At 73.9% G+C, this 23,938-nt stretch carries 5 protein-coding genes and 1 pseudogene; all 6 read right to left on the bottom strand.

Annotated elements, in window-relative coordinates; all coding sequences use genetic code 11:
* Window positions 1–11: 11 nt before the first annotated feature.
* On the bottom strand, window positions 12–1,664 hold the full coding sequence (locus U5640_RS39660) for a nucleotidyltransferase domain-containing protein (RefSeq protein ID WP_340384062.1): 1,653 nt from the start codon (window positions 1,662–1,664) through the stop codon (window positions 12–14).
* On the bottom strand, window positions 1,661–4,429 hold the full coding sequence (locus U5640_RS39655; RefSeq protein WP_340384061.1) for a phosphoenolpyruvate synthase: 2,769 nt from the start codon (window positions 4,427–4,429) through the stop codon (window positions 1,661–1,663). Before U5640_RS39655 ends, U5640_RS39660 begins: the two co-directional genes overlap by 4 nt.
* 351 nt (window positions 4,430–4,780) lie before the next feature.
* Window positions 4,781–5,989 (bottom strand): cytochrome P450, encoded by a 1,209-nt coding sequence (locus U5640_RS39650; protein WP_340384060.1) that lies wholly within the window; start codon window positions 5,987–5,989, stop codon window positions 4,781–4,783.
* 56 nt (window positions 5,990–6,045) lie between these two features.
* A complete protein-coding gene (locus tag U5640_RS39645) occupies window positions 6,046–7,104 on the bottom strand; it encodes a beta-ketoacyl-ACP synthase III (RefSeq protein ID WP_340384059.1) in 1,059 nt (352 codons plus the stop codon).
* 180 nt (window positions 7,105–7,284) lie between these two features.
* A pseudogene (locus U5640_RS39640) lies at window positions 7,285–22,362 on the bottom strand (SDR family NAD(P)-dependent oxidoreductase).
* 95 nt (window positions 22,363–22,457) lie between these two features.
* Entirely contained in the window at window positions 22,458–23,870 is a 1,413-nt protein-coding gene (locus U5640_RS39635) for an SDR family NAD(P)-dependent oxidoreductase (protein WP_340385611.1), read from the bottom strand.
* Between the last annotated feature and the right edge of the window lie 68 nt (window positions 23,871–23,938).

The following is a 23,938-nucleotide window of genomic DNA, read 5'->3' as shown; positions in this document are numbered from 1 at the left end:
GGGGCGAGGCATCAGGCGGCCTGGTGGGGCTGGGCACCGTTGCTGGCGACGAGGTCGCGGGCCTCCTCCAGGGGGAGTTCCGCGTCGAGGTGGGCGCCGATGCGCACCCAGTCGTAGCTGAGCTCCAGCGTGGCCCGCCAGGTGTCCGCCGAGTCGAAGGAGAGGGGGAAGGCGTCGGCGCCCGCGGTGCCGCGCACCTGGGCGATGTAGTCGCGCAGATCGGCGAGGAGCTCGTCCCCCTGCTCCACCGAGGAGACGGTGCGGCGCAGCAGTTCCTCGGCGCGCGTCCGGATCGCGAGGGTGGCCGGGGGAAGCAGGTCGATACGGCGGACCAGATCGGTGTCGGCGGGCAGCGGGTTGACGCCGTACGCGCTGAACAGGCCGCGCAGCGCGGCGTGCACGGCGCGGCGGGCGGTGAGCTCGGCGACCCGCCACTGGCCTCGCTGGAGGGCGCCGGTCAGGTCCTCGACGGCGTTCTCGGTGACGATGTTGGCCCACACCAGGGCCATGGTGGCGGCGGCGAACCGTTCGGCGGGCAGCGGCACCAGGTCGACGGCCTCGGGGCCGCTGACGGCGGCGCCGCGCACCGACAGCAACGGCTGGGCGGTGGACGGCGGCGGGGTGACGGGGCCGGGCGGCGCGGCGAGCGGCAGCGCCGGGGTGACGGTGCCGCCGCCCTTCCAGGCCAGCCGGATCAGTCCGTAGCGCACGAACGTGGCCAGGAGCCTGCCCGGTTCGGCGACACCGGTGTCCGCGGCGGCGGCCAGCACCTGGGGCAGCGGCCGGCCGAGGACCAGGGAGCGCCAGACCGCTCCGGCGCGGTCGCCGAGGGCGAACACCTCGCGCCGTCCGCGGACGACGTGTACGCGCGCGTCGGTCTGCCAGGTGGTCACTGCGGCCACGCGTTCCACGGTGAGCCGCTCGGGACGCGCGGAGACACCGGTGAGGCCGAGTTCCCCGGCGAAGGCGAGGCAGGCGGTCAGGTAGGCACGGGCGGCGTCGGTGTCGCCGGGTGCGGGGGCGGTGGTCTCCAGCTCCCAGTACCCGTCGCGTACGGCGGGGTGGTCGGCCCGGTCGAGCTGCATGGACAGCCACTTGGGTTCGAGGTAGGTCTCGCCCTGTCCGGCCGCCCAGAACTTGATCGTCTGAACGAGTCCGGCGCGGGTCCAGTCGACCGCCTCGTCCGGCTCGCCGAGGCAGAGCAGCGCCGTCGCGTGCCGCAGGGACTGCCGGGCCCGGTGCGCCCACCAGTCGGCGGCGATCCGGGCGAACCGCTCCTTCGGCATGAGGGACTTGACCTGGTCGACGAGGGCGTGGCCGCGCAGCGGGTGGCTGTTCAGCAGCCGCTGGCAGCGGTTGAGCAGATCCTCGGAGAGCCGGCCGGGGCGGCCGGCTCCCTTCTCCAGGGCGCGGAACTGGTCGGCGAGCTGGCGCATCGACCGGGTGCGGATCTCCACCCTGCGGCCGTCGACGAAGAGCAGCGACGGCATGGTGGGCAGGTCGTCCTCGGAGCGGGCGACGAGCAGGAAGTCGATGTCGGAGGAGGGGTTGCCGAAGCCCTCCGCGATGGAGCCCTCCAGCACCACGGCCCAGTCTGCGCCCGGGGGGAGTTCGGCGAGCGACTTGTCGAGCAGGTCTTGCAGCTGGTCCTCGGTGAGGATCACGGATGTGTCTCCGTCCTGGGAGTGTCCGGGTTCTCGGCGGACGCGCCGCCGTCGGGCGGATCGGCGAGTACGGTGACCGTGCCGGCGGCGCCGTCGACGCGCAGCAGGGTGCCGGTGCGGATCTCGGTGGTGGCGTTCCTGACCTGGACCACCGTGGGGATGCCCAACTCCCTGGCGACGACGGCGACATGGGTCAGCGGGCTGCCGCGTTCGACGACCAGCGCGGCGGCCGAGGGCAGCGCGGCCACCCAGCCGGGGTCGGTGCGGTAGGCGAGCAGGATGCCGCCGCCGATGTCGCGGGGCGTGTCGGTGACCACCGCGGGTCCTTCGACGACCCCGGGGCAGCAGGGGGTGCCGCGCAGTTCGCGGGCGCCGCTGCGGGCGGCGGGCCCGCTGCTCCAGCCGGCCCGTTCGAGGTTGCCCGACCAGTAGGGGGCGCCCCGGGTGGTGAACCGGGCGGGGGCGTGCAGCGCGGCGTCCGCCGCGAGCCGGGTGCGCCGCAGGGCGGCCAGGTCCTTCAGCTCGGTGTGGGCGATCATGCCCTCGTAGGCGCCCCTGACCTCCTCCAGGCGCAGCATGAACACGTCGTCCCAGGAGGTGAGGGCGCCGGCGCGGGCGAGGTCGCGGCCCAGGGCGCGCAGCATCCGTTTGGCGGCGCCGAAGGCGCGGGTGCGGCAGAACCGGAGCCGTTCGCGGTCGGTGAGGGCGGCGCGGGCCTTGCGCCGTACCCGCTCGTACACCCAGCGGCGGGGACCGCGCAGATGCTGGTCGAGGTAGGCGTCGGCCTCGCCCCCGTGCTCGCCCGCGCCGCTCCCCCGGTTCTCCGGCAGGGCGTCGCGCAGCAGGCTGAACAAGCCGGCCGGGTTCTCGTACAGGTCGGGGACCTCGAGCTTGAGTTCGTCGGGGCTGCGGTAGCCGTAGGCGGCGACGTAGGCGTCGACGGCGGCGACGATGCCGGTGTGTCCGGCCTCGACCAGCGCCTGGTAGGCGTCCGTGTCGGGGGTGCGCTCCAGCAGCTGCCGCGCCTCGTCGTCGGCGCGCACCGCCGCGGCCAGTTCGGCGAGCGCCCAGGCCGGTTCGGCGGACTCGACGTCGCCGCCGGGAGCGGCCGCGGCCCAGGTGAACCACTCGGGGGCGTCGGGCAGCCAGCGGCGGGTGAGCAGGGCCAGCAGGCCGACGGAGAGCAGGATCGTGGCGTCCAGGGCCTGCATGGGGCCCCACTTCTCGATGAGTTCCTTCTGCAACTGCCGGAAGCGGCGGTACGTCTCGTCGCCGGGCAGCGCGTCGTAGTCGACGTTGTTGAAGACCTCGTACGCCCGGTAGAAGTCGCGGTGGAAGGTCTCCACCGACTTCCCGATGGACAGGAAGCGCCGGGTGAAGACGGCCGTCCGGGCCAGTCGGGAGAGGCGGCCGCGCAGCCCGGGCCGGGGGGCGAAGGGGTGCAGCCCGTCGGCGGTCTCGTCGGAGATGCTCTCGGCGACGCCCAGCGATTTCTCCAGCACCCGGCGGTTGAGCGGGTACAGCGGTGCCAGCCGCACCATGCGGTACCAGTGGTACAGGTTGTAGTAGACGCGTCCGTGGACGTAGCCGAGCAGGTGGGGAGTCCACTCCTGGACCTCACGGAGCCGGTCGCCCCGGACGCCCAGCGCGCGGGCGTAGCTCTCGTAGACCTTGGCGTAGGTGTCGGCGGCGAAGCTGTAGGTGAGCGGGGAGACGACGCCGCTGAAGCTCTCGATGATGTTGGAGTTGTCCCAGATCCGCAGCTCCCCCTCGGGTTCCGGCGCGGTGCCGGGCGGCGGGCCGAGGGTGGTGACGGGGCGGCTCTGCAGGAGCCACAGGGTGCCGTCCGCTATGGCCCATTCGATGTCCTGCGGGGCGCCGTAGTGCGCGGTGGCGCGCACCCCGGCGGCGTGCAGCAGGGCCAGGTCGTCGGCGGTCAGGGCGGGCGCCTCGCGGTCCTCGTCGGTGACCGGCGTCACGGTGCAGCCCGGTCCGGTGCCGGCGTCGTAGCGTTCCTGCTTGTCACCGATGACCGTGCTGAGCGGTTCGCCGGTGGCGGCGTCGAGGACGACGGTGTCGGCGTCGACGGCGCCGGAGACCAGCCCCTCCCCCAGCCCGTGGACGGCGCTGACCACATGGCGGTCCGTGCGCCCGGCCGTCGGATCGGCGGTGAACAGCACGCCGCTGCGCTCCGCGGGCACCATGCGCTGGACGATGACGGCGACGCCGCCGGTGCCGGGCGGCAGTCCCCGCTGCGCGCGGTAGAGCAGGGACCGCTCGGAGAATCCGGACGCCCAGCAGCGGCGGACATGGGTGGTGACCTCGTCCAGGCCGCTGATGTTGAGGAAGCTGTCGAACTGTCCGGCGAAGGAGTGCTCCGTGCCGTCCTCCTCCTGTCCGGAGGAGCGCACGGCGACCAGGCCGCCACCGGCCTGCCGGTAGGCCAGGGCGACGGCCGCGGCGGTGTGCGCGTCGAGGGGCGTCTCCTCGATCAGGGCGGCGATCTCGGCGGCGACGCGGCCGGCCGTGGTGTCCCAGCCGTCGGCGAGGAGCTGGGCCAGACGCTCCTGCAGCCCGCTTCTGCGGGAGAAGCCGGCGAAGACGTCCAGGCCGATCACCGACCAGTCGGGCACCTGGAAACCGGCCGCGGTGAGCGTGTGCAGGTTTCTGCCCTTGCCACCGGCGTACCGGGTGATCAGGGACTCCTCGCTGGAGGGCGACAGAACACCCAGGGACAGGTGTTCGGATTCCGTGGTGAGCGACAACGTGATTCCTCCGCATGGCTCGCGCTCGACCTCACCGGAAGTCTCACGGCGGGAGCGGGCGAAACCTTTCGAGTCGGGCGCCGCGGCAACTTCGCCGAAAAACGCCGGTCGTTCGGCTCGGGCCGGTCGTTCGGCTCGGGCCGGTCGTTCGGCCCAGGCTGGTCGTTCGGCTCAAGCCGGTCATTCGGTCGAGGCCAGTCATTCGGTTCAGGCCGGCCGTTCGGTCGAGGCCAGTCATTCGGTTCAGGCCGGCCGTTCGGTCGAGGCCAGTCATTCGGTTCAGGCCGGCCGTTCGGTCGAGGCCAGTCATTCGGTTCAGGCCGGCCGTTCGGTCGAGGCCGCTCGTTCGGTTCAGGTCAGGACGACCGGCAGGCTCTGGTGGCCGCGCAGGACGAGCCGGTCGCGGCGGACCGGGCCGTCCCCGGGAGCCGGGCGCAGGTCGGGGAACCGCGTGGGCAGCCGGCTGAAGACGGTGACGGCCTCCAGCCGGGCCAGCATGGCCCCGAGGCAGTGGTGCGCTCCCCCGCCGAAGCTGAGCGGCTGGATGTCCTTGCGGTGGGGGTCGAAGCGGTCCGGCTGCTCGTAGCGGGCGGGATCGCGGTTGGCGGCACCGAGGAGGAGCACCACGTGGCTGCCCGCCGGCGCCGGCACGCCCCCGACGACGACGCCGTCGGTGAGCACGGCCCGGTTGCTCGTCTGCACCGGCGAGTCGTGGCGCAGCACCTCTTCGACGAAGCCCTGCACGGGAACGGTTCCGTCCCGCAGGCCGGCCATGATCCCGGGGTGCTCGAACAGCGTCTGCAGGCCGTTGCCGAGGAGGTAGGTGGTGGTCTCGAAACCGGCCAGCAGCAGACTGGCGAGGTTGGCGACGAGTTCCTCGTCGTCCCGCAGGGTCCCCTCGTCGCGCGCCCGGACCATGGCGGTCACCAGGTCGTCGCGCGGGTCGGCCCGGCGTCGGCCGGCCAACTCGGTGAAGTACCGGTGGAGTTCCACCGCCGCGCGGTCGGCTGCCGCAAGGCCCGAGGGGTCGGCGAGCAGTTCCAGGATGCCGATCAGGTCCGTCGCGTAGTCCCGGAAGCGCTCCCGGTCCTCGACGGGGACTCCGAGCAGGTCGCAGATGACATGGGCGGGCAGGGGGAAGGCCACGGCGTCCATGAAGTCCACCGGTGCGGAGCCGGCGTCCGCGACGGTGTCGAGCAGCGCGTCGGTGAGGTCCGCGACGCGGGCTTCCATCGCCGCCACCCTCCGGGCGGTGAACACCTGGGACATCGACGAACGCAGCCGCCCGTGGTGGGGCGGGTTGGCGACGAGCAGGGTGCGGCTCATCAGGGCGAGCGAGGGGTGAGCGGAGATGTCGGCGCCCCACGTCACCAGGTTGATGTCGGCGCCGAGTGCCGGACTGCGCAGGGCCTGGCGGCAGGCCTCGTAGCCGCTGACCAGCAGGAGACCGTCCCCGGCCGGCACGGCGGGCCCCAGTTCGAGGGCACGCTCGTACAGCGGGTAGGGATCGGCCCGTCCCTCGGTGGTCAGTAACTGGGCGACGATCGACTGCGCGTCCAACGGTCCTCCTGGTCACATGGTTCCGGTGCTTCGGGTGTGGCGCGGCGGCACCGGGTTCAGGGCGTGCCGGGGGCGGTACCGGCCAAGGCGGCCGCGGTGTCCGGCGACGACGCCGAGGACGCGGCCAGGCGGGGCCAGACGAGGGCCGTCGACCCCCAGGTGAGGCCGCCGCCGAAGCCGGCCAGCACCACCTTGTGCCCCGGAAGCAGTTGACCGGAGGCGACGCAGTCGGCCAGGGCCAGGGGGATCGAGGCGGCGACCGTGTTGCCTCGCGTCTCGATGTTGGACAGGAACCGTTCCGCCGGCAGGCCGAGTCGCCGGGCGACCGCTTCCAGGATCCGGGCGTTGGCCTGGTGCAGCACGAAGGCGTCGATCTCCGCCGGGTCCCACCCGGTGCGCCGGGCGGTCTCCTTCACCGAGTCCGCCATCCGCCGCACCGCCTGCGCGTAGACGACCTGCCCCTGCATGGTGAAGTAGGTGTCCTCGGTCTTGGCCGGCAGCCCCGTGGAGCGCTGCCGGGAACCGCCGGCCGGTACCTCGATCAGATCGCTGAGGCTGCCGTCGCTGCCGAGGTTCAGCCCGGTGAGCGCCCCGGCCTCGGTCGGCGACCCGGCGCGCAGCACCACCGCGCCGCCGCCGTCGCCGAAGATCACCCGGGTCGTGCGGTCGTCCGGGGCGAGGAGTGTGGAGAACGCGTCGGCGCCCACGACCAGCACGGTCTCGGCGGCGCCGAGCGCGACCATGCCGGCGCCCGTCGCGAGGGCGTACACGAAACCGGTGCACACCGCCGCCACGTCGAACGCCGCGATCGGTCCGAGTCCGAGCCGGGTGGCCACCTCGGGCGCGGTGGCGGGGCAGTGCCGGTCCGGGGAGCTGGTGGCGAGGACCACCGCGTCCACGCTGTCCAGCCCGGCCGAGGCCAGCGCCCGCCGCCCGGCCTCCACGGCCAGGTCGCCGGTGGACTGCCCCGGTGAGACCCAGCGGCGCTCCCGGATGCCGGTACGGCGGCGGATCCACTCGTCGCTGGTGTCGAGGACCTCCGCCAGTTGGTCGTTGCTGACGACGGTCGGAGGTACCCAGCCGCCGAGTCCGGCGACGACTGCCGCTCGTTCCATGGCCTCCAGCTCCTTTCACAGCCCGATGGCCGCCCCGGGGCCGAAGGGGCGGCCCCGGGGCAACGATTCACGAAACACCACCTCCCTTGGGCCGATCACAGCCTTTGTTAGGTGAAGTCCTATACCCAGCAAGCAACTTGACGTCCGGTCAGGTCGCGCCCAGCGGCCTGGCCGAGCGGCTCACGCGGACCCGAACTGCTGGTCGATGAAGTCGAAGAGGTCGTCGTCGCTGGCCGCGTCGATCCGTTCCTCGACCGCCGCCTGCGGGGCCCCCTCGTGGTCACCGTGGCCGCTCCCGGCGGAGCCGGCCGTGGCCCCGGCGGCCGGGGCCGCGTCCAGGGTCGCGAGCAGTCCGCGCAGCCGCCCGGCCAGCGCGGAGCGCACCTCCTCGTCCCCGGTGATGTCGGCCAACGCACCCTCCAGCCGGTCGAGTTCGGCCAGCATCGGCTGTACGGCCGCCGCAGCGCCCGGCGCGGTCTCGGCCCGCAGGTGGCGGGCCAGCCCGAGCGGCGTCGGATAGTCGAACAGCAGGGTGGCCGGCAGCCTGAGCCCGGTCGCGGTGGTGAGCCGGTTGCGCAGCTCGACGGCGGTCAGCGAGTCGAAGCCCATCTCCAGGAAGCCGCGTTCGGGGTCCACCGCCTCGGAGTCGGCGTAGCCGAGCACGGCCGCCGCATGGTCGCGGACGAGGTCCGCGAGCACCGCGAGACGCGCCTCGGCGTCCAGTTCCGCGAGCCTGCGGCGCAGCCGCTCGGCGGGCGCGACCCCATCGGCCCCGCCGGCCCCGCCGGCGGCTGCGCGGCGGCCCGGCGCCGGCTTGACGAGGGACCGCAGCAGGGCCGGCACCTCCCCGTCAGGGGTCCGCAGGCCGGCCGTGTCGAAGCGGGCCGGGACCAGCACCGCCCGGTCGGCCGCCACGGCGGCGTCGAAGAGACCGAGGGCCTGCTCGGACGGCATCGGGACGACACCGCCGCGGGCCATCCGCACCAGGTCGGCCCGGTCCAGTTTGCCGGTCATCGCCGACCGCTCCTCCCACAGGCCCCACGCCAGTGACTGGGCGGGCAGGCCGTGGGCGCGCCGCTGCCGGGCGAGGGCGTCGAGGAAGGCGTTGGCCGCCGCGTAGTTGCCCTGCCCCGAGCCGCCGAGGACGCCGGCCAGCGAGGAGTAGAGCACGAACGCGCGCAGCTCGCTGTGCCGGGTCAGTTCGTGCAGATGCAGCGCGCTGTCGGCCTTGGCGGCGAGGACCGTGTCGAGTCGTTCCTGGGTGAGGGTGCCGATGACACCGTCGTCGAGGACTCCCGCGGTGTGCACCACGGCGGTCAGCGGATGCTGTGCCGGGACCGTGGCGAGCAGTGCGGCCAGCGCCTCCCGGTCCGAGGTGTCGCAGGCGACGAGTTCGGCCCGGGCGCCGAGCGCGCTCAGGTCGTCGAGGAGTTCCCGGGCGCCCGGCGCGTCGGGGCCGCGGCGGCCGACGAGCAGCAGGTTCCGGGCCCCGTGCCGGCCGGCCAGGTGCCGGGCGACGAGGCCGCCGAGCGCGCCGGTGGCCCCGGTGACCAGGACGGTGCCGTCCGGGTCGAGCAGCGCGGCGGTGTCGCCGTCGGCCGGCTGGGTCAGCCGGGCACGGACGAGCCTCGGCACCCGCGTCTCGCCCTTGCGGAGGGTGACCTGCGGCTCCTCGTGGCGGGCCGCGGCGGGCAGCGCCCGGTACGACTCCTGGGCGCCGTCCCAGTCGAGGAGCAGGAACCGGTCGGGGTTCTCGGTCTGCGCGGTGCGCACCAGGCCCCACACCGCCGCGGCCACCGGGTCGGGTGCCCGGTCGCCGTCGTGGACGGTCACGGCGTGCCGGGTGACCAGCACCAGGCGGGTGGCGTTGAAGGTGTCGTCGGCGAGCCACTCCTGGAGCAGCCGCAGCACGCGACCGGTCACCCGGCGCACCGCGGCGGCCACGGCGGTGCCGTCCGGCAGCCCCGCCTCGTCGTCGCCGAGGCCGGGCACGGCGGCCAGCACCGTCCCGGGCACCGGGAGGTCGCCGACGGCGACGGCGCGGGCGAGGGCGTCCAGGTCGGGCCGGGACGCGGCGGCGAGCCCGGCGGCCGTCAGCGCCTCCCCGAGAGCGGTGCCGCCGTCGCCGTCCAGGACGGCGAAGCCGTCGGAGGCGGCCCGGACGGCGGCGCCGGTGGTGTGCGGGGTCACCCACTCCAGTTCGTACAGATGCCGGGCGGCGGCACGGGCGTCGTCCCCGAGGTGCCCGGCCGGCAGGGGCCGCAGGGTCAGCCCGCCCACCGTGGCGACGGGACCGCCCGCGGGATCGGTGACGGTCAGCGCGACCGTGTCCGGGCCGGCCGGGACGAGACGCACCCGCAGGGCGCCGGCCCCCGGCGCGTGCAGTCGCACGCCGGTCCAGCTGAACGGCATGAGCGCGGGACCGGACGCGGCGCCCTCGGTCAGTCCGACGGTCTGCAGGGCGGCGTCCAGCAGGGCCGGATGCAGTCCGTAGCCACCGGCGTCGGCGGTGACCTCCGCGGGCGGCTCGATCTCGGCGTACACGTCCTCGCCGAGCCTCCAGGCGGCGGTCAGCCCCTGGAAGGCGGGTCCGTAGCCGAAACCGCCCGCGGCGAAGCGGTCGTAGAGTCCGTCCAGGGCGATCTCCTCGGCGCCCTGCGGCGGCCACGGCCCGAGCGGGGGCTCGTCGGCCGGGTCCGCCGCGGCGGTGAGCCGACCGAGCGCGTGGCGGGTCCAGGGCTCGTCGTCCGCCGCGTCGTCCGGGCGGGAGTGCACGGTCACGCCGCGTGCTCCCTGCTCGCCGGGCTCGCCGACGGTGACCTGGAGGTGGACGGCACCCTGGTCGGGCAGCACGAGCGGTGCCTCCAGGGTGAGTTCGTCGACGACCGTGCAGCCGACCCGGTCGGCGGCCAGCAGGGCCAGCTCCAGGAAGGCGGTGCCGGGCAGGACGGCGGTGCCGGAGACCGCGTGGTCGGCGAGCCAGGGGTGACTGCTGAGCGAGAGCCGTCCGGTGAGGAGGTAGCCGTCGCCGCCCGCGAGGGCGGTGCCCGCGGCGAGCAGCGGATGCTCCCCGGCGGAGAGCCCGGCGGCGGCGAGGTCCGGGACGCCGGGGTCGGCGTCGAGCCAGTACCGGGCGTGCTGGAAGGCGTACGTCGGCAGCTCGGCCCGGCGCACCGGACGACCGGCGAAGTACCTGGCCCAGTCGGGGCCCGCGCCGTGCACGTGGAGCGTGGCGACGGCGGTCGTGACCGCCGTCTCCTCGGGCCGGTCGCGGCGCAGCAGCGGTGTGACGACGGCGGCCTGCGGCTCGGCGAGACAGTCGCGGGTCATGGCGGTGAGCACCGCGTCGGGGCCCAGTTCGAGGTAGGCGGTGACGCCCTGCCCCTCCAGGGTGGCGACGACGTCGGCCCAGCGGACCGTGCCCCGCACATGGCGCACCCAGTAGTCGGCGCCCTCCAGCTGCCCGGAGTCGGCGAGTTCACCGGTGAGGTCGCAGACCACGGACACGCTCGGGGACGTGTACGCCGTCGCGTCGGCGACAGCCGCGAAGTCGGCCTGCATGGGTTCCATGCGCGGCGAGTGGAAGGCGTGCGACACCTTCAGCCGTTTGGTGCGCAGCCCCGCCTCGCGCCAGGCCTCGGCCAGTTCCTCCACGGCGTCCTCGTCACCGGAGACGACCACGGACTCCGGGCCGTTGACGGCGGCGACGGACACCCGGTCCTCGTAGGTGTTCAGCGCTGCCAGGACCTCCGCCTCGCCGGCCTGCACGGCCAGCATGGCGCCGCCGTCGGGCAGTCCCTGCATCAGCCGGCCCCGGGCGGCGACCAGACGGCAGGCGCCGGCCAGGTCGAACACGCCCGCGACATGGGCGGCGGCCAGTTCACCGATGGAGTGGCCGACCACGATGTCCGGCCGCAGCCCCCAGTGTTCCAGCAGCCGGAACTGGGCGACCTCCAGGGCGAACAGCGCGGCCTGGGTGTAGACGGTCCGGTCCAGCAGATCGGCGTCGGGGGTGCCGGCCGGGGCGAACAGCACCTCCTTCAAGGGCCGTTCGAGCTCCTGGTCGAGTTCGGCGCAGACGGCGTCGAGGGCGTCGGCGAAGACCGGGTGGGCGGCGTACAGGTCACGGCCCGCGCCCGGCCGCTGGCTGCCCTGGCCGCTGAAGAGGAACGCGGTACGGCCGCCCCGCCGGCGCACCCCGCGCACCAGCCCGGGAGCCTCCCGTTCCTCGGCCAACGCCCGCACGGCGGCGATGAGTTCGTCCTGGTCGCGGCCGACGGCGGCCGCGCGGTGGTCGAAGCCGGTGCGCCCGAGGGCGAGGGTGTGCGCGATGTCGAGGGGCACGGGGGTGTGCTCCCCTTCCGGGTCCTCCAGATGGGCGAGCAGCCGGACGGCCTGGTCGCGCAGGGCGTCGGCGCCCTGTGCGGAGAGCACCCAGGGGACCACCCGGGCGGTCGAGGGAGCTTCGGGCGTCTCCGTCTCGGTGGCCGGCCGCGGGGACCGGTCCGACGTCCCGGGCGCCTCGGCGGGCGGCTGCTCCAGGATCACATGGGCGTTGGTGCCGCTGATGCCGAAGGCCGACACGCCGGCCCGGCGCGGACGCGCCGCGTCCTGCGGCCACTCGACCGCCTCCGTCAGGAGTGCCACCGCCCCCTCCGTCCAGTCGATGCTGGTCGAGGGCCGGTCGGCGTGCAGGGTGCGGGGCAGCACACCGTGCCGCATCGCCAGCACCATCTTGATCACACCGCCGACACCGGCGGCGGCCTGGGTGTGCCCGATGTTGGACTTCAGGGCGCCGAGCAGCAGCGGCCGGTCTGCGGGCCGGCCCTGGCCGTACGTCGCCATCAGCGCCTGGGCCTCGATGGGGTCGCCGAGCCGGGTGCCGGTGCCGTGCGACTCGACGGCGTCGACGTCGGCCGGGGAGAGCCCGGCGGCGGCCAGCGCCTGACGGATGACGCGCTGCTGGGCCGGGCCGCTCGGCGCGGTGAGGCCGTTGCTGGCGCCGTCCTGGTTGACCGCCGAACCGGCGAGCACCGCGAGCACGGGGTGGCCGTTGCGCCGGGCGTCGGAGAGCCGCTCCAGCAGCACCACGCCGACGCCCTCGGCCCAGCCCGCGCCGTCGGCGTCGTCGGAGAACGCCTTGCAGCGTCCGTCCGGGGACAGGGCGCGCTGCCGGCTGAACTCGATGAAGGTGTCCAGCGAGGAGATCACCGTGACCCCGCCGGCCAGCGCCATGGTGCACTCACCGGAGCGCAGTGCCTGCGCGGCCATGTGCAGCGCCACCAGGGACGAGGAGCAGGCGGTGTCGACGGTGACGGCCGGGCCCTCCAGACCGAAGGTGTACGAGATCCGCCCCGAGGCCACGCTGCCGGCGCTTCCGGTGGCCAGGTAGCCCTCGAAGTCCTTCGGGGCGCGTTGCACCCGGGAGCCGTAGTCGTGGTAGTTGGAGCCGACGAACACCCCGGTGGCGCTGCCGCGCAGCGTCTTCGGGTCGATACCGGCCCGCTCGAACGCCTCCCACGAGGTCTCCAGCAGCAGCCGCTGCTGCGGGTCCACCGCCAGCGCCTCGCGCGGGCTCATACCGAAGAACTCGGGGTCGAAGTGGTGCGCGTCGTACAGGAATCCGCCACCGCGGGCGTAGAAGGTGCCCGGACGGTCCGGGTCGGGGTCGAAGGCGCCCTCGAGGTCCCAGCCGCGGTCCTCGGGGAAGGCGGACACGGCGTCACCGCCCTGCGCGAGCAGCCGCCACAGGGCCTCCGGGCCGTCCACCCCCCCGGGGTAGCGGCAGCCCATCGACACGATCACCACGGGGTCGTCGTCCGTCGCGACCGGCCGGAGCGTGCCGGCCGGTGCCGGGTCGGCGGGCAGTCCTGCCGCGCCGAACAGCTCCTCGTGCAGCTTCGCCGCGAGCGCGACGGCGGTCGGGTGGTCGAAGACCAGGGTGACCGGCAGCCGGAGTCCGGTGCTCTCGGCGATGGTGTTGCGCAGGGCCACCGCGGTGAGCGAGTCGAAGCCGAGGTCACGGAAGGCCCGCTCCTCGTCGACCTGGTCGGCGTCGGCGTACCCGAGCGCCGAGGCCGCCAGCGTCCTTACCGAGAGAGGAGTTCACGCCGCTGCTCCTCGTACGGAAGACCTGCCAGGCGCCCCGTGAGCGCGTTGCCGTCGCCGCCGTCCGTCACGGGGGTGCCGCGGGTCGCCAGGGCCGCCCGTACCTCGGGCAGGTCGGCGAGGACCCGCGGGGCGCGGTCGGAGTGGGCGAACGCGTACGTCTCCCACCGTACGTCGGCCAGCGCCAGCACGGGTTCACCGGCGGACACGGCCTGCTGAAGCCCCGTCAGGGCCGACTCGGGCTCCATCGCGGGCATACCGGCGCGGGCCAGCCGCTCTCCGGTGTCGCCGGAGGCCAGACCCCCCGCCGCCCCAGGCGCCCCAGGCGACCGACGTGGCGGGCAGCCCGTCGGCGTGCCGCTGCCGGGCGAGCGCGTCGAGGAACGCGTTGGCGGCCGCGTAACTGCCCTGGCCGGGGCCGCCGAGCGTGCCGGCGAGCGAGGAGAACAGCACGAACGCGTCCAGTTCCAGGTCCCGGGTCAGCTCGTGCAGGTGCAGCGCCGCCGTCACCTTGGGCCGCAGCACCGTCTCGGCCCGCTCGGGAGTGAGGCCGTCCAGCACACCGTCGTCGAGCACCGCGGCCGCGTGCACGACCGCGGTGAGCGGCTGGTCCGCGGGTACGGCGGCCAGCAGTGCGGCCAGCTGGTCGCGGTCGGCCGCGTCGCACGCGGCGAGCGTCACACGGGCGCCCAGTCCGGTCAGCTCGGCCTCCAGCTCCGCCGCGCCGGGCGCGTCCGGGCCCCGGCGTCCGACCAGCAGCAGATGACCGGCGCCGTTGCGGGCCAGCCAGCGCGCGACCTGGGCCCCCACGCCCCCGGTTCCGCCGGTCACCAGCACGGTGCCGGTCGGCGTCCAGACGGCGGGCGCGGAATCGGGCAGCGCGGCCCGCTCCAGGCGCCGCGTGAACAGGGCGGAACCCCGGACGGCCACCTGGTCCTCCTGCACGGCCCCGGACAGGGCCGTCACCAGCCGGCCGAGGGCACGGCCGTCCAGCTCCGACGGCAGGTCGACCAGGCCACCGAAGCGCTGCGGGTACTCCAGCGCGGCGATACGGCCGAGCCCCCAGGCCTGCGCCTGGACGGGGGCGGCCGGCCGGTCGGCGCGGCCGGTGGACACCGCGCCGCGGGTGGCGATCCACAGCGGCGCGGTCACGCCCGCGTCACCGAGCGCCTGCACCAGGGCCGTGGTGAGGGCGAGCCCGTTGTCGAGTGCGGTGCCGGGCGCGTACGACGACTCGTCCAGCGCCAGCAGCGACAGCACCCCGGCCGGACGGGCACCGCCGTCGTCGCTCACGACGGTACCGAGCAGTGCGGTGAGCTGCTCCCGGCCGACACCGGCGGCCACCTCCAGGGTGGTCACCTCGGCGCCGTGCGCGGTCAGCCCGTCGGCGAGGGTGGTGACAAGTGCGGTGTCCTGGTGTCCCTGCGGGACCACGAGCAGCCACACACCGGTCAGGGCCGCGTCCCGGACGTCCCGGCCGACCGGCTTCCAGACCACCTTGTACCGCCAGCCGTCCACCACCGACCGCGCAGCCTGCTCCCGACGCCACCCCGACAACGCGGGAAGGACACCGGCCAGCGACTCACTGTCGGACACGCGCAACGTCTCCGCCAGCGCTTCCAGGTCCTCCCGCTCGACGGCCTCCCAGAAACGGGCGTCCACCGCGTCCTGCGCGGAGACCGAAACCGCCACGGGAGCCGTCTTCTCCAGCCAGTAGCGCCGACGCTGGAAGGCGTACGTCGGGAGCGCCACCGTGCGGGCGTCCTGTCCGGCGAGTACAGCCGTCCAGTCGACGGGCACACCACGCACCCAGGCCTCGGCGAGGGAGGTCAGCAACCGGTGGGCATCGCCCTTGTCCCGCCGCAGAGTACCCACCACGACCGCGTCCGGAGCGGCCTCCTGGACCGCCATGCCGAGCACCGGATGGGAACTGACCTCGACGAACGCCCCGTACCCCTGATCCACCAGACCCTGCACGGCATCCGCGAAACGCACCCGCTGACGCAGGTTCCGATACCAGTACCCCCCGTCCAGCAGAGCCGTATCAACCACCTCCGCCTCGGTCGTGGAGAAGAACGGCACCTGACCCGAACGCGGCTCCACCGCCGCCAGCACCCGCGCCAGCTCGTCCTCGATCGCCTCCACGTGCCAGGTGTGAGAGGCGTAATCCACCGGGACACGACGAGCGCGGATCTCCTCCACCTCGCAGTGGGCCATCAGCTCGTCCAGCGCGTCCGCGTCACCGGCCACCACCACCGAGCCCGGGCCGTTCACCGCGGCCACATCGATCCGCCCCGACCAACCCGCCAGCAGCTCCTCGACCTCGGCGAGGGAAAGGGAGACGGAGACCATGCCACCGCGCCCGGCGATCGCGCGGATCGCCCGCGAACGCAGCGCCACCACCCGCGCCCCGTCCTCCAGCGACAGACCACCCGCCACCACCGCGGCAGCGATCTCACCCTGCGAGTGGCCCACGACCACGGACGGCTGAACACCGCACGCACGCCAGACCTCCGCGAGCGACACCATCACCGCCCACGACACCGGCTGCACCACATCCACGTCCACCAGCTCCGCCGCACCCCGCACGACCTCGCTCAGCGACCACCCCACATGCGGGGCCAACGCCCGCTCACACGCCTCCATCGACGCCGCGAACACCGGCGAGACATCCCACAACTCCCGCCCCATACCCACCCACTGAGCCCCCTGACCCGGGAACACGAACACCACCCGGTCAGCAGCACCCGTCACCGCACCCCGCACCACACCGGAACCCACGACGCCACCATCAGCCACCACACCCAGCCCGGACACCAGTTCACCGGACTCACCACCCAGAACCACGGCCCGGTTCTCGAACGCCGTACGCGTCGCAGCCAACGACCACGCCACATCCACCGGCCGCAACTCACCACCGGCAGAACCCACGACCGACCCCAGACGGCCGGCCTGACCCGCCAGCCCCTCACCACCACGACCCGACACCACCCACGGCACCACACCACCAGCCACAAGCACCGGCGACGTGTCCGATCCCGCATCCCCGGACTCGGCCTCCGACACAACCGGAGCCTCCTCCAACAGCACATGCGCATTGGTGCCGCTCACTCCGAAGGACGACACACCCGCGCGGCGCGGACGGCCTTCGGCCTGCGGCCACTCCACGGCCTCCGTGAGCAGCGACACCGCTCCCGCCGACCAGTCGACATGCGGAGTCGGCTCGTCGACGTGCAGCGTCGGCGGAAGGAGCCCGTGCTGCAGCGCCAGCACCATCTTCATCACGCCGCCGACACCGGAGGCGGCCTGGGTGTGACCGATGTTGGACTTCAACGAGCCCAGCCACAACGGCCGTTCCGGATCGCGTCCCTGTCCGTACGTGGCGAGAAGCGCCTGCGCCTCGATCGGGTCGCCCAGAGTGGTGCCCGTGCCGTGCGCCTCCACCGCGTCCACGTCAGCCGCAGACAGCCCGGCCTTGGCGAGCGCCGCCCGGATCACCTGCTGCTGGGCGGGGCCGCTGGGGGCGCTGAGGCCGTTGCTCGCACCGTCCTGGTTGAGGGCGGTGGAGCGGACCACGGCCAGCACGGGATGTCCGTTGCGGCGGGCGTCCGAGAGGCGCTCCAGGAGCACCATGCCCGCGCCCTCGGCGAGGCCCATGCCGTCGGCGGCCTTGGCGAACGCCTTCGAACGCCCGTCCTGGGCGACACCACGGGTCCGGGCGAAGCCGATGAAACCGATGGGCTCGACCATCACGGCGACACCGCCCGCCAGGGCCATGGAGCACTCGCCGGAGCGCAGCGCCTGGACCGCCATGTGGAGGGCGACCAGGGAGGACGAGCAGGCGGTGTCTATGGTCACCGCGCTGCCCTCGAGACCGAGGGTGTAGGCGATCCGGCCGGACAGCACGCTGGTGGCGCTGCCGGTGACGATGTGCCCCTCGACGCCCTCGGGCAGGTTGTCCAGGCCGCCGAAGCCCTGGTTGGCGGCGCCCACGAACACACCGACGGGAGTGCCGCGCAGTTCCTCGGGAACGAGCCCGGCCCGTTCCAGGACCTCCCAGGAGGTCTCCAGCAGCAGGCGCTGCTGCGGGTCCATGGCGATGGCCTCGCGCGGCGAGATCCCGAAGAAGCCGGGGTCGAAGTCGCCCGCGTCGTAGACGAAGCCGCCCTCGCGTGCGTAGCAGGTGCCCTCGCGGTCGGGGTCCGGGTCGTACAGCGCCTCGAGGTCCCAGGCGCGGTCGTCGGGGAACGCGTCGATGACGTCGCGGCCCTCGGCGAGGATCCGCCAGAGTTCCTCGGGGCTGTCGGCGCCGCCCGGGTAGCGGCAGCTCATGGAGACGATGACGATCGGGTCGTCGTCCGCGGCGGCCTCACGCGCGGGGGCCATGGGCGCGGCCGGCACGGGAAGGGCCGCCGTGTCTCCGAGCAGTTCCTCGCGGACGTGCCGGGCCAGAGCGGTGACCGTGGGCCGATCGAAGATCACGGTGACCGGCAGACGCAGGCCGGTGGCGGCGTTCAGCCGGTTGCGCAGTTCTACCGAGGTCAGCGAGTCGAAGCCCAGCTCGCGGAACGCCCGGCCCACTTCCACGCTGCTCGGGCTGCTGTGCCCGAGCACGCCGGCGACCTGCGCGCGCACCAGGTCCAGTACGGCCTGCTGCTGTTCGTCGGGGCCCATGCCGCGCAGCCGGTCGACGAGACCGGAGCCCGCCACGGCCGACGTGTCCTGGCGGTGGCGCTCCTCCTCGGCGCGCAGCAGCTCGGCGACCTCGGGCACCTCGGTGAGGAGGGGGCGGGGGCGGGCAGCGGTGAAGACGGGGACGAAACGCTCCCAGTCGATGTCGGCGACGGCGACGAAGCACTCGTCGCGGTCCAGGACCTGTTGCATGCCCCTGACCGCGAGGGCGGGGTCCATGAAGGGGATGCCGCGCCAGCGCAGTTGCTCCTGGACGATGTCGAGGGCCATGCCGCCGCCCTCGTCGCTCCAGATGCCCCACGCGATGGAGGTGCCGGCCAGACCGCGGGCCCGCCGGTGCTCGGCGACCGCGTCGGCGTAGGCGTTGGCCGCCGCGTACGCTCCGTGGTCGCCGCTGCCCCAGACTCCCGCGACGGAGGAGAAGACGACGAAGGCGTCGAGCCGGTCGTCGGAGAAGAGCGCGTCGAGATGGGCGACGCCCGACAGCTTGGCCTCGGCCCCGTCGGCGAACTCCTGGAGGGTGGTGGTGGCCAGCGGGATGAGGATGCCGACGCCGGCGGTGTGCACGACGGTACGGATGGGCGGTCCGTCGGCCTCCACCCGCTCGACGAGCGCGGCCAGGGCGTCCCGGTCGGCGATGTCGCAGGCGGCGATGGTGACACGAACGCCCAGCTCGCGCAGTTCGGCCTCCAGCGCGGCGGCGCCCGGGGCGTCCGCTCCACGACGGCTGACCAGGACCAGGTGCTCGGTCCCGTTGTTCGCGAGCCAGCGGGCCGTGTGGCCGCCCAGGCCACCGGTACCGCCGGTGATCAGCGCGGTGCCGCGCGAGGTCCACGTACCGTGACCGCCGTCCGACGCCCCCACGGGGACACGGGTCAGGCGGCGGATCAGTACGCCGGTCCGGCGGATGGCCACCTGGTCCTCGGCACGGGAGTCGGCCAGGACTCCGCACAGCCGGGCGGCGGTCCGCTCGTCGGGCTGCTCCGGGAGGTCGACGAGGCCACCCCAGAACTCGGGGTGCTCCAGAGCGGCGACCCGGCCCATGCCCCAGATGCCGTTCTGCACGGGGTTGCGCAGGGGGTCGCTGTCGCCCGTGGTGACGGCCCCGCTGGTGGCCAGCCACAGCGGGGCACGCACACCGAGGTCACCGCACGCCTGGATCAGTGCCAGCCCGGCCACCAGACCGGCCGCGAGTCCCGGCTGTGCGGGGTACGGGTGCTCGTCGAGCCCGAGGAAGGAGAGCACGCCGTCGAACTGGACGGAGTCCACGCCGTTGTGCTGTGCCGTCTCGGTCAGCAGCGCGGCGAGCCGCTCGCGGTCGGTGTCGGAGGAGTCGATGAACAGGGGAACGGTCTGAGCCCCGTGCGCGGCGAGCCCCTCCAGGCAGACCTGGACGAGTTCGGTACCCGCGTGGCTCGCGGGAACGACGACCAGCCACGTCCCTTCCAGCGCGGTGGAGAACGAATCGGCTGTCGGCCGCCAGGCGACGCGGTAGCGCCAGGAGTCGAGGGTGGACGCGGCACGGCGGCCCCGGCGCCAGGCCGACAGCACGGGCAGCGCCTGGGCCAGCACCTCCTGCCCGGTGTCCCCGGCGACATCGAGGACACCGGTCAGCGCTTCGACGTCCTGTCCCTCGACAGCCGCCCAGAATTCGGCGTCCGCCGGGTCCTGGACCCCGTCGGTGACGGCGGCCGACTGCGGGTCGGGGTCGAACCAGTAGGGGCGGTGCTGGAAGGCGTATGTCGGGAGCGCCACCGTGCGGGCGTCCTGTCCGGCGAGTACGGCCGTCCAGTCGACGGGCACACCACGTACCCAGGCCTCGGCGAGGGAGGTCAGCAGCCGGTGGGCATCGCCCTTGTCCCGCCGCAGAGTACCCACCACGACCGCGTCCGGAGCGGCCTCCTGGACCGCCATGCCGAGCACCGGATGGGAACTGACCTCGACGAACGCCCCGTACCCCTGATCCACCAGACCCTGCACGGCATCCGCGAAACGCACCCGCTGACGCAGGTTCCGATACCAGTACCCCCCGTCCAGCAGAGCCGTATCCACCACCTCCGCCTCGGTCGTGGAAAAGAACGGCACCTGACCCGAACGCGGCTCCACCGCCGCCAGCACCCGGGCCAGCTCGTCCTCGATGGCTTCGACGTGCCAGGTGTGGGAGGCGTAATCCACCGGGATACGACGAGCCCGTACGTCACTGCTCTCGCAGTGGGCCATCAGCTCGTCCAGCGCGTCCGCGTCACCGGCCACCACCACCGACGCAGGGCCGTTCACCGCCGCCACATCGATCCGCCCCGACCAGCCCGCCAGCAGCTCCTCGACCTCGGCGAGGGGAAGGGAGACGGAGACCATGCCGCCGCGCCCGGCGATCGCGCGGATCGCCCGCGAACGCAGCGCCACCACCCGCGCCCCGTCCTCCAGCGACAGACCACCCGCCACCACCGCGGCAGCGATCTCACCCTGCGAGTGGCCCACGACCACGGACGGCTGAACACCGCACGCACGCCAGACCTCCGCGAGCGACACCATCACCGCCCACGACACCGGCTGCACCACATCCACGTCCACCAGCTCCGCCGCACCCCGCACGACCTCGCTCAGCGACCACCCCACATGCGGGGCCAACGCCCGCTCACACGCCTCCATCGACGCCGCGAACACCGGCGAGACATCCCACAACTCCCGCCCCATACCCACCCACTGAGCCCCCTGACCCGGGAACACGAACACCGTGCCGTCGGGAACCACGTCGAAGCTGCCGGTCACCGCTCCGGGAGCCACACCGGCATTGCCCGCCAGGTCCCCGAGTCCTGCGACGAGTTCGCTTCGCTCCGTACCGAGGAGGACCGCCCTGTTCTCGAACGCGGCTCGCGTGGCGGCCAGGGACCACGCCACGTCCACCGGTCGCACCTCGTCAGCGGCAGACTCCACGGAGGACGCCAGGCGGCCGGCCTGACCCGCGAGCCCCTCGCCGCCACGGCCCGACACCACCCACGGCACGACACCACCAGCCACGAGCACGGGTGCGCCGAGGTCGTCGGTGGTCTCCGGTCCGCTCACCTCGGGGTCGGACTCCGGTGCCTGTTCGAGGATCACATGGGCGTTGGTGCCGCTGCCGCCGAAGGAGGACACGCCCGCGCGGCGGGGCCGGCCGGTCTCGGGCCACTCCTCGTTCTCGGTGAGCAGTTCGACCGCGCCGGACGACCAGTCGACGTGCGGGGTGGGCTCGTCCAGGTGCAGCAGCTTCGGGAGGACGCCGTGGTGCATGGCGAGCACCATCTTGATGACCCCAGCGACACCCGAACTGGCCTGCAGGTGCCCGATGTTGGACTTCAGGGAGCCCATGCGCAGCGGTTCCTCGCGGTCCGCCTGCCCGTAGGTGGCCAGGAGTGCCTGGGCCTCGATCGGGTCGCCCAGGGTGGTGCCCGTGCCGTGCGCCTCCACCGCGTCCACGAGATCGGCGCCCAGGCGTGCGTTGGCGAGGGCCGCCCGGATCACCCGCTCCTGCGCGGGACCGTTGGGCGCCGTGAGCCCGTTGCTCGCCCCGTCCTGGTTGACCGCCGAACCGCGCACCACCGCCAGCACCGGATGACCGTTGCGACGGGCGTCCGAGAGCCGCTCCAGCAGCAGCACCCCCACACCCTCACCCCAGCCCGTACCGTCCGCCCCCGCCGCGAACGGCTTGCACCGACCGTCCGGCGCAAGCCCCCGCTGACGACTGAACTCCACGAAGTTCCGGGGGCCGGCCATGACGGTGGCGCCGGCGGCCAGGGCGAGCCGGCACTCGTCCTGGCGCAGCGCCTGGACGGCGAGGTGCAGCGCCACCAGCGACGAGGAGCACATGGTGTCGACGGTGACGGCGGGGCCCTCGAAGCCGAGGGTGTAGGCGATACGGCCGGACAGCACCGCGCCGGAGCCGCCCGTCAGCATGTGTCCCTCGACGCGGTCGCGGGCCCGGGCGGCAGCCGCCCCGTACCCCTGGTCGCTGCTGCCGACGAACACGCCGGCCTTCTCGCCGCGCAGGGTGCCCGGGTCGATGCCGGCCCGCTCCAGCGCCTCCCACGAGGTCTCCAGCAGCAGCCGCTGCTGCGGGTCCATCATCGTCGCCTCGCGCGGCGATATACCGAAGAACGCGGGGTCGAAGTCGGCGGCGTCGTAGAGGAACGAGCCGGAGCGGGCGTAGCTGGTGCCCTGGTGTTCCGGGTCGGGGTGGTACAGGTTCTCCAGGTCCCAGCCACGGTTCGCGGGCAGCTCGGAGACGGTGTCGGCGCCGGCCACCAGCATGCCCCAGAAGTCCTCGGGCGTGTGCGCGTTGCCGGGGAAGCGGCAGCTCATCGAGACGATGGCGATGGGCTCCTGCTGGCGGGCCTCGACCTCCTGAAGGCGTCGGCGGGTCTGCCGAAGGTCGGTGGTGACCAGCTTGAGGTAGTCGCGGAGCTTGTCCTCGTTAGCCATGAGCGTCATCAGTCCCTAGAGATGGGGCGGTGGGGCGGAGCGGAAGGAGCGGGCCGGACGGGGCGACCGGGGGAGTACGCCGCCCCGCCGGCGGTCTAGTTGAGGCCGAGTTCCTTGTCGATCAGGTCGAACATCTCGTCGTCCGATACGGCCTCGAGCAGTGTGTCGTCGGCGTCCCCGCCGACCGGGGCCTCCGTCGGACCGTCCGACAGACGCCACAGCAGCGCTTGCAGCCGGGTGGTGATCCTGGTGCGGGAGACGTCGTCGCCGGGGTCGAGCGCGGCGACGGCCGCCTCCAGCGCGTCGAGCGGTGAGAGGTCCCCCGCGTCCGTCCCCGTCGTCTGCGGGGCGAGTTCGGACAGCAGCCGTTCGCCGAGGGCCGCCGGGGTGGGATGGTCGAAGACCAGGGTGGCGGGCAGGCCGAGACCCGTGGCCTCCTTCAGCCGGTTGCGCAGCTCCACCGCGGTCAGGGAGTCGAATCCCAGGTCGCGGAAGGCGTGTCCGGGGCTGATGGCACCGGTCCCGTCATGGCCGAGAACGGCCGCGACCTGGGTCCGCACGAGCTGGAGCACGGTCCGTTCCTGCTCGGCCCGGCTCGCGCCGGCCAGCCGGGCGGCGAACGACTGCGCCGGACCGGGCGCGGCCCCGGTGTCGGGGTCGGTGTCGGCGGTGCGGCCGACGACCTGAGCGGCGTCGAGGAGCCGGGCCTCCGGGATCTCGTCGAAGAGGCGTCGGCGGCGGGCGGCCGAGTAGGTGGCCGCGAACCGTTCCCAGATCACGTCGGCGACGACCAGGACGGTCTCGTCGTGGGCGAGGGCCTGCTGTACGGCGCCCACCGCCACCTCGGGGTCCATCATGGGTACGCCGTAGCGCCGCAGCCGGTCGCCCTCGGCCTCGTGCACCATGCCGCCGCCGGCCCAGGCACCCCAGGCGAGGGAGGTGGCCGTCCGGCCTCGTCCGCGGCGCCACTCGGCGAACGCGTCGAGGTAGGCGTTGGCCGCCGCGTAACCGGAGTGGCCCCCGTCGCCCCAGACGCCCGCGCCCGAGGAGAACAGGACGAAGGCCTCCAGCGGGCGGTCGCCGAGCAGCGCGTCGAGGTGCAGGGCACCCGCGACCTTCGCGCGCATCACCTCGTGCAGGTCGTCGAGGTCCGTGTCCCCGATCGCCACGGCCGGCGGCTCGGCGCCCGCCGCGTGCACCACGGCGGTGACCGGCGCGTCCTCCGGCACGCCCGACAGCAAGCGGGCCAGGTCCTCCCGGTCGGTGAGGTCGCAGGCGGCGATGGTGACACGGGCGCCGAGCTCGGTGAGTTCCCGCTCCAGTCCGTCCGCGCCGGGAGCGTCCGGCCCACGGCGGCTGACGAGCAGCAGATGCCGGGCACCGGTGGCGGCGAGCCGTCGGGCCAGGTGGGCGCCGAGGGCGCCGGTGCCACCGGTGATGAGTGTGGTCCCGGTGAGGCCGACGGTACGTCGCTCGCCGACCTCGGTGTCGACCGGCTTGCGCACCATGCGGCGTACGTACAGGCCGTCCTCGCGCACGGCGAACTGGTCCTCGTCCTCGTCGCCCGCGAGAGCGG

The sequence above is a fragment of the Streptomyces sp. SS7 genome (genome assembly GCF_037993025.1).
In the GTDB taxonomy this organism is placed as follows: domain Bacteria; phylum Actinomycetota; class Actinomycetes; order Streptomycetales; family Streptomycetaceae; genus Streptomyces.
This window is presented reverse-complemented; position numbering and strand designations above follow the sequence as displayed.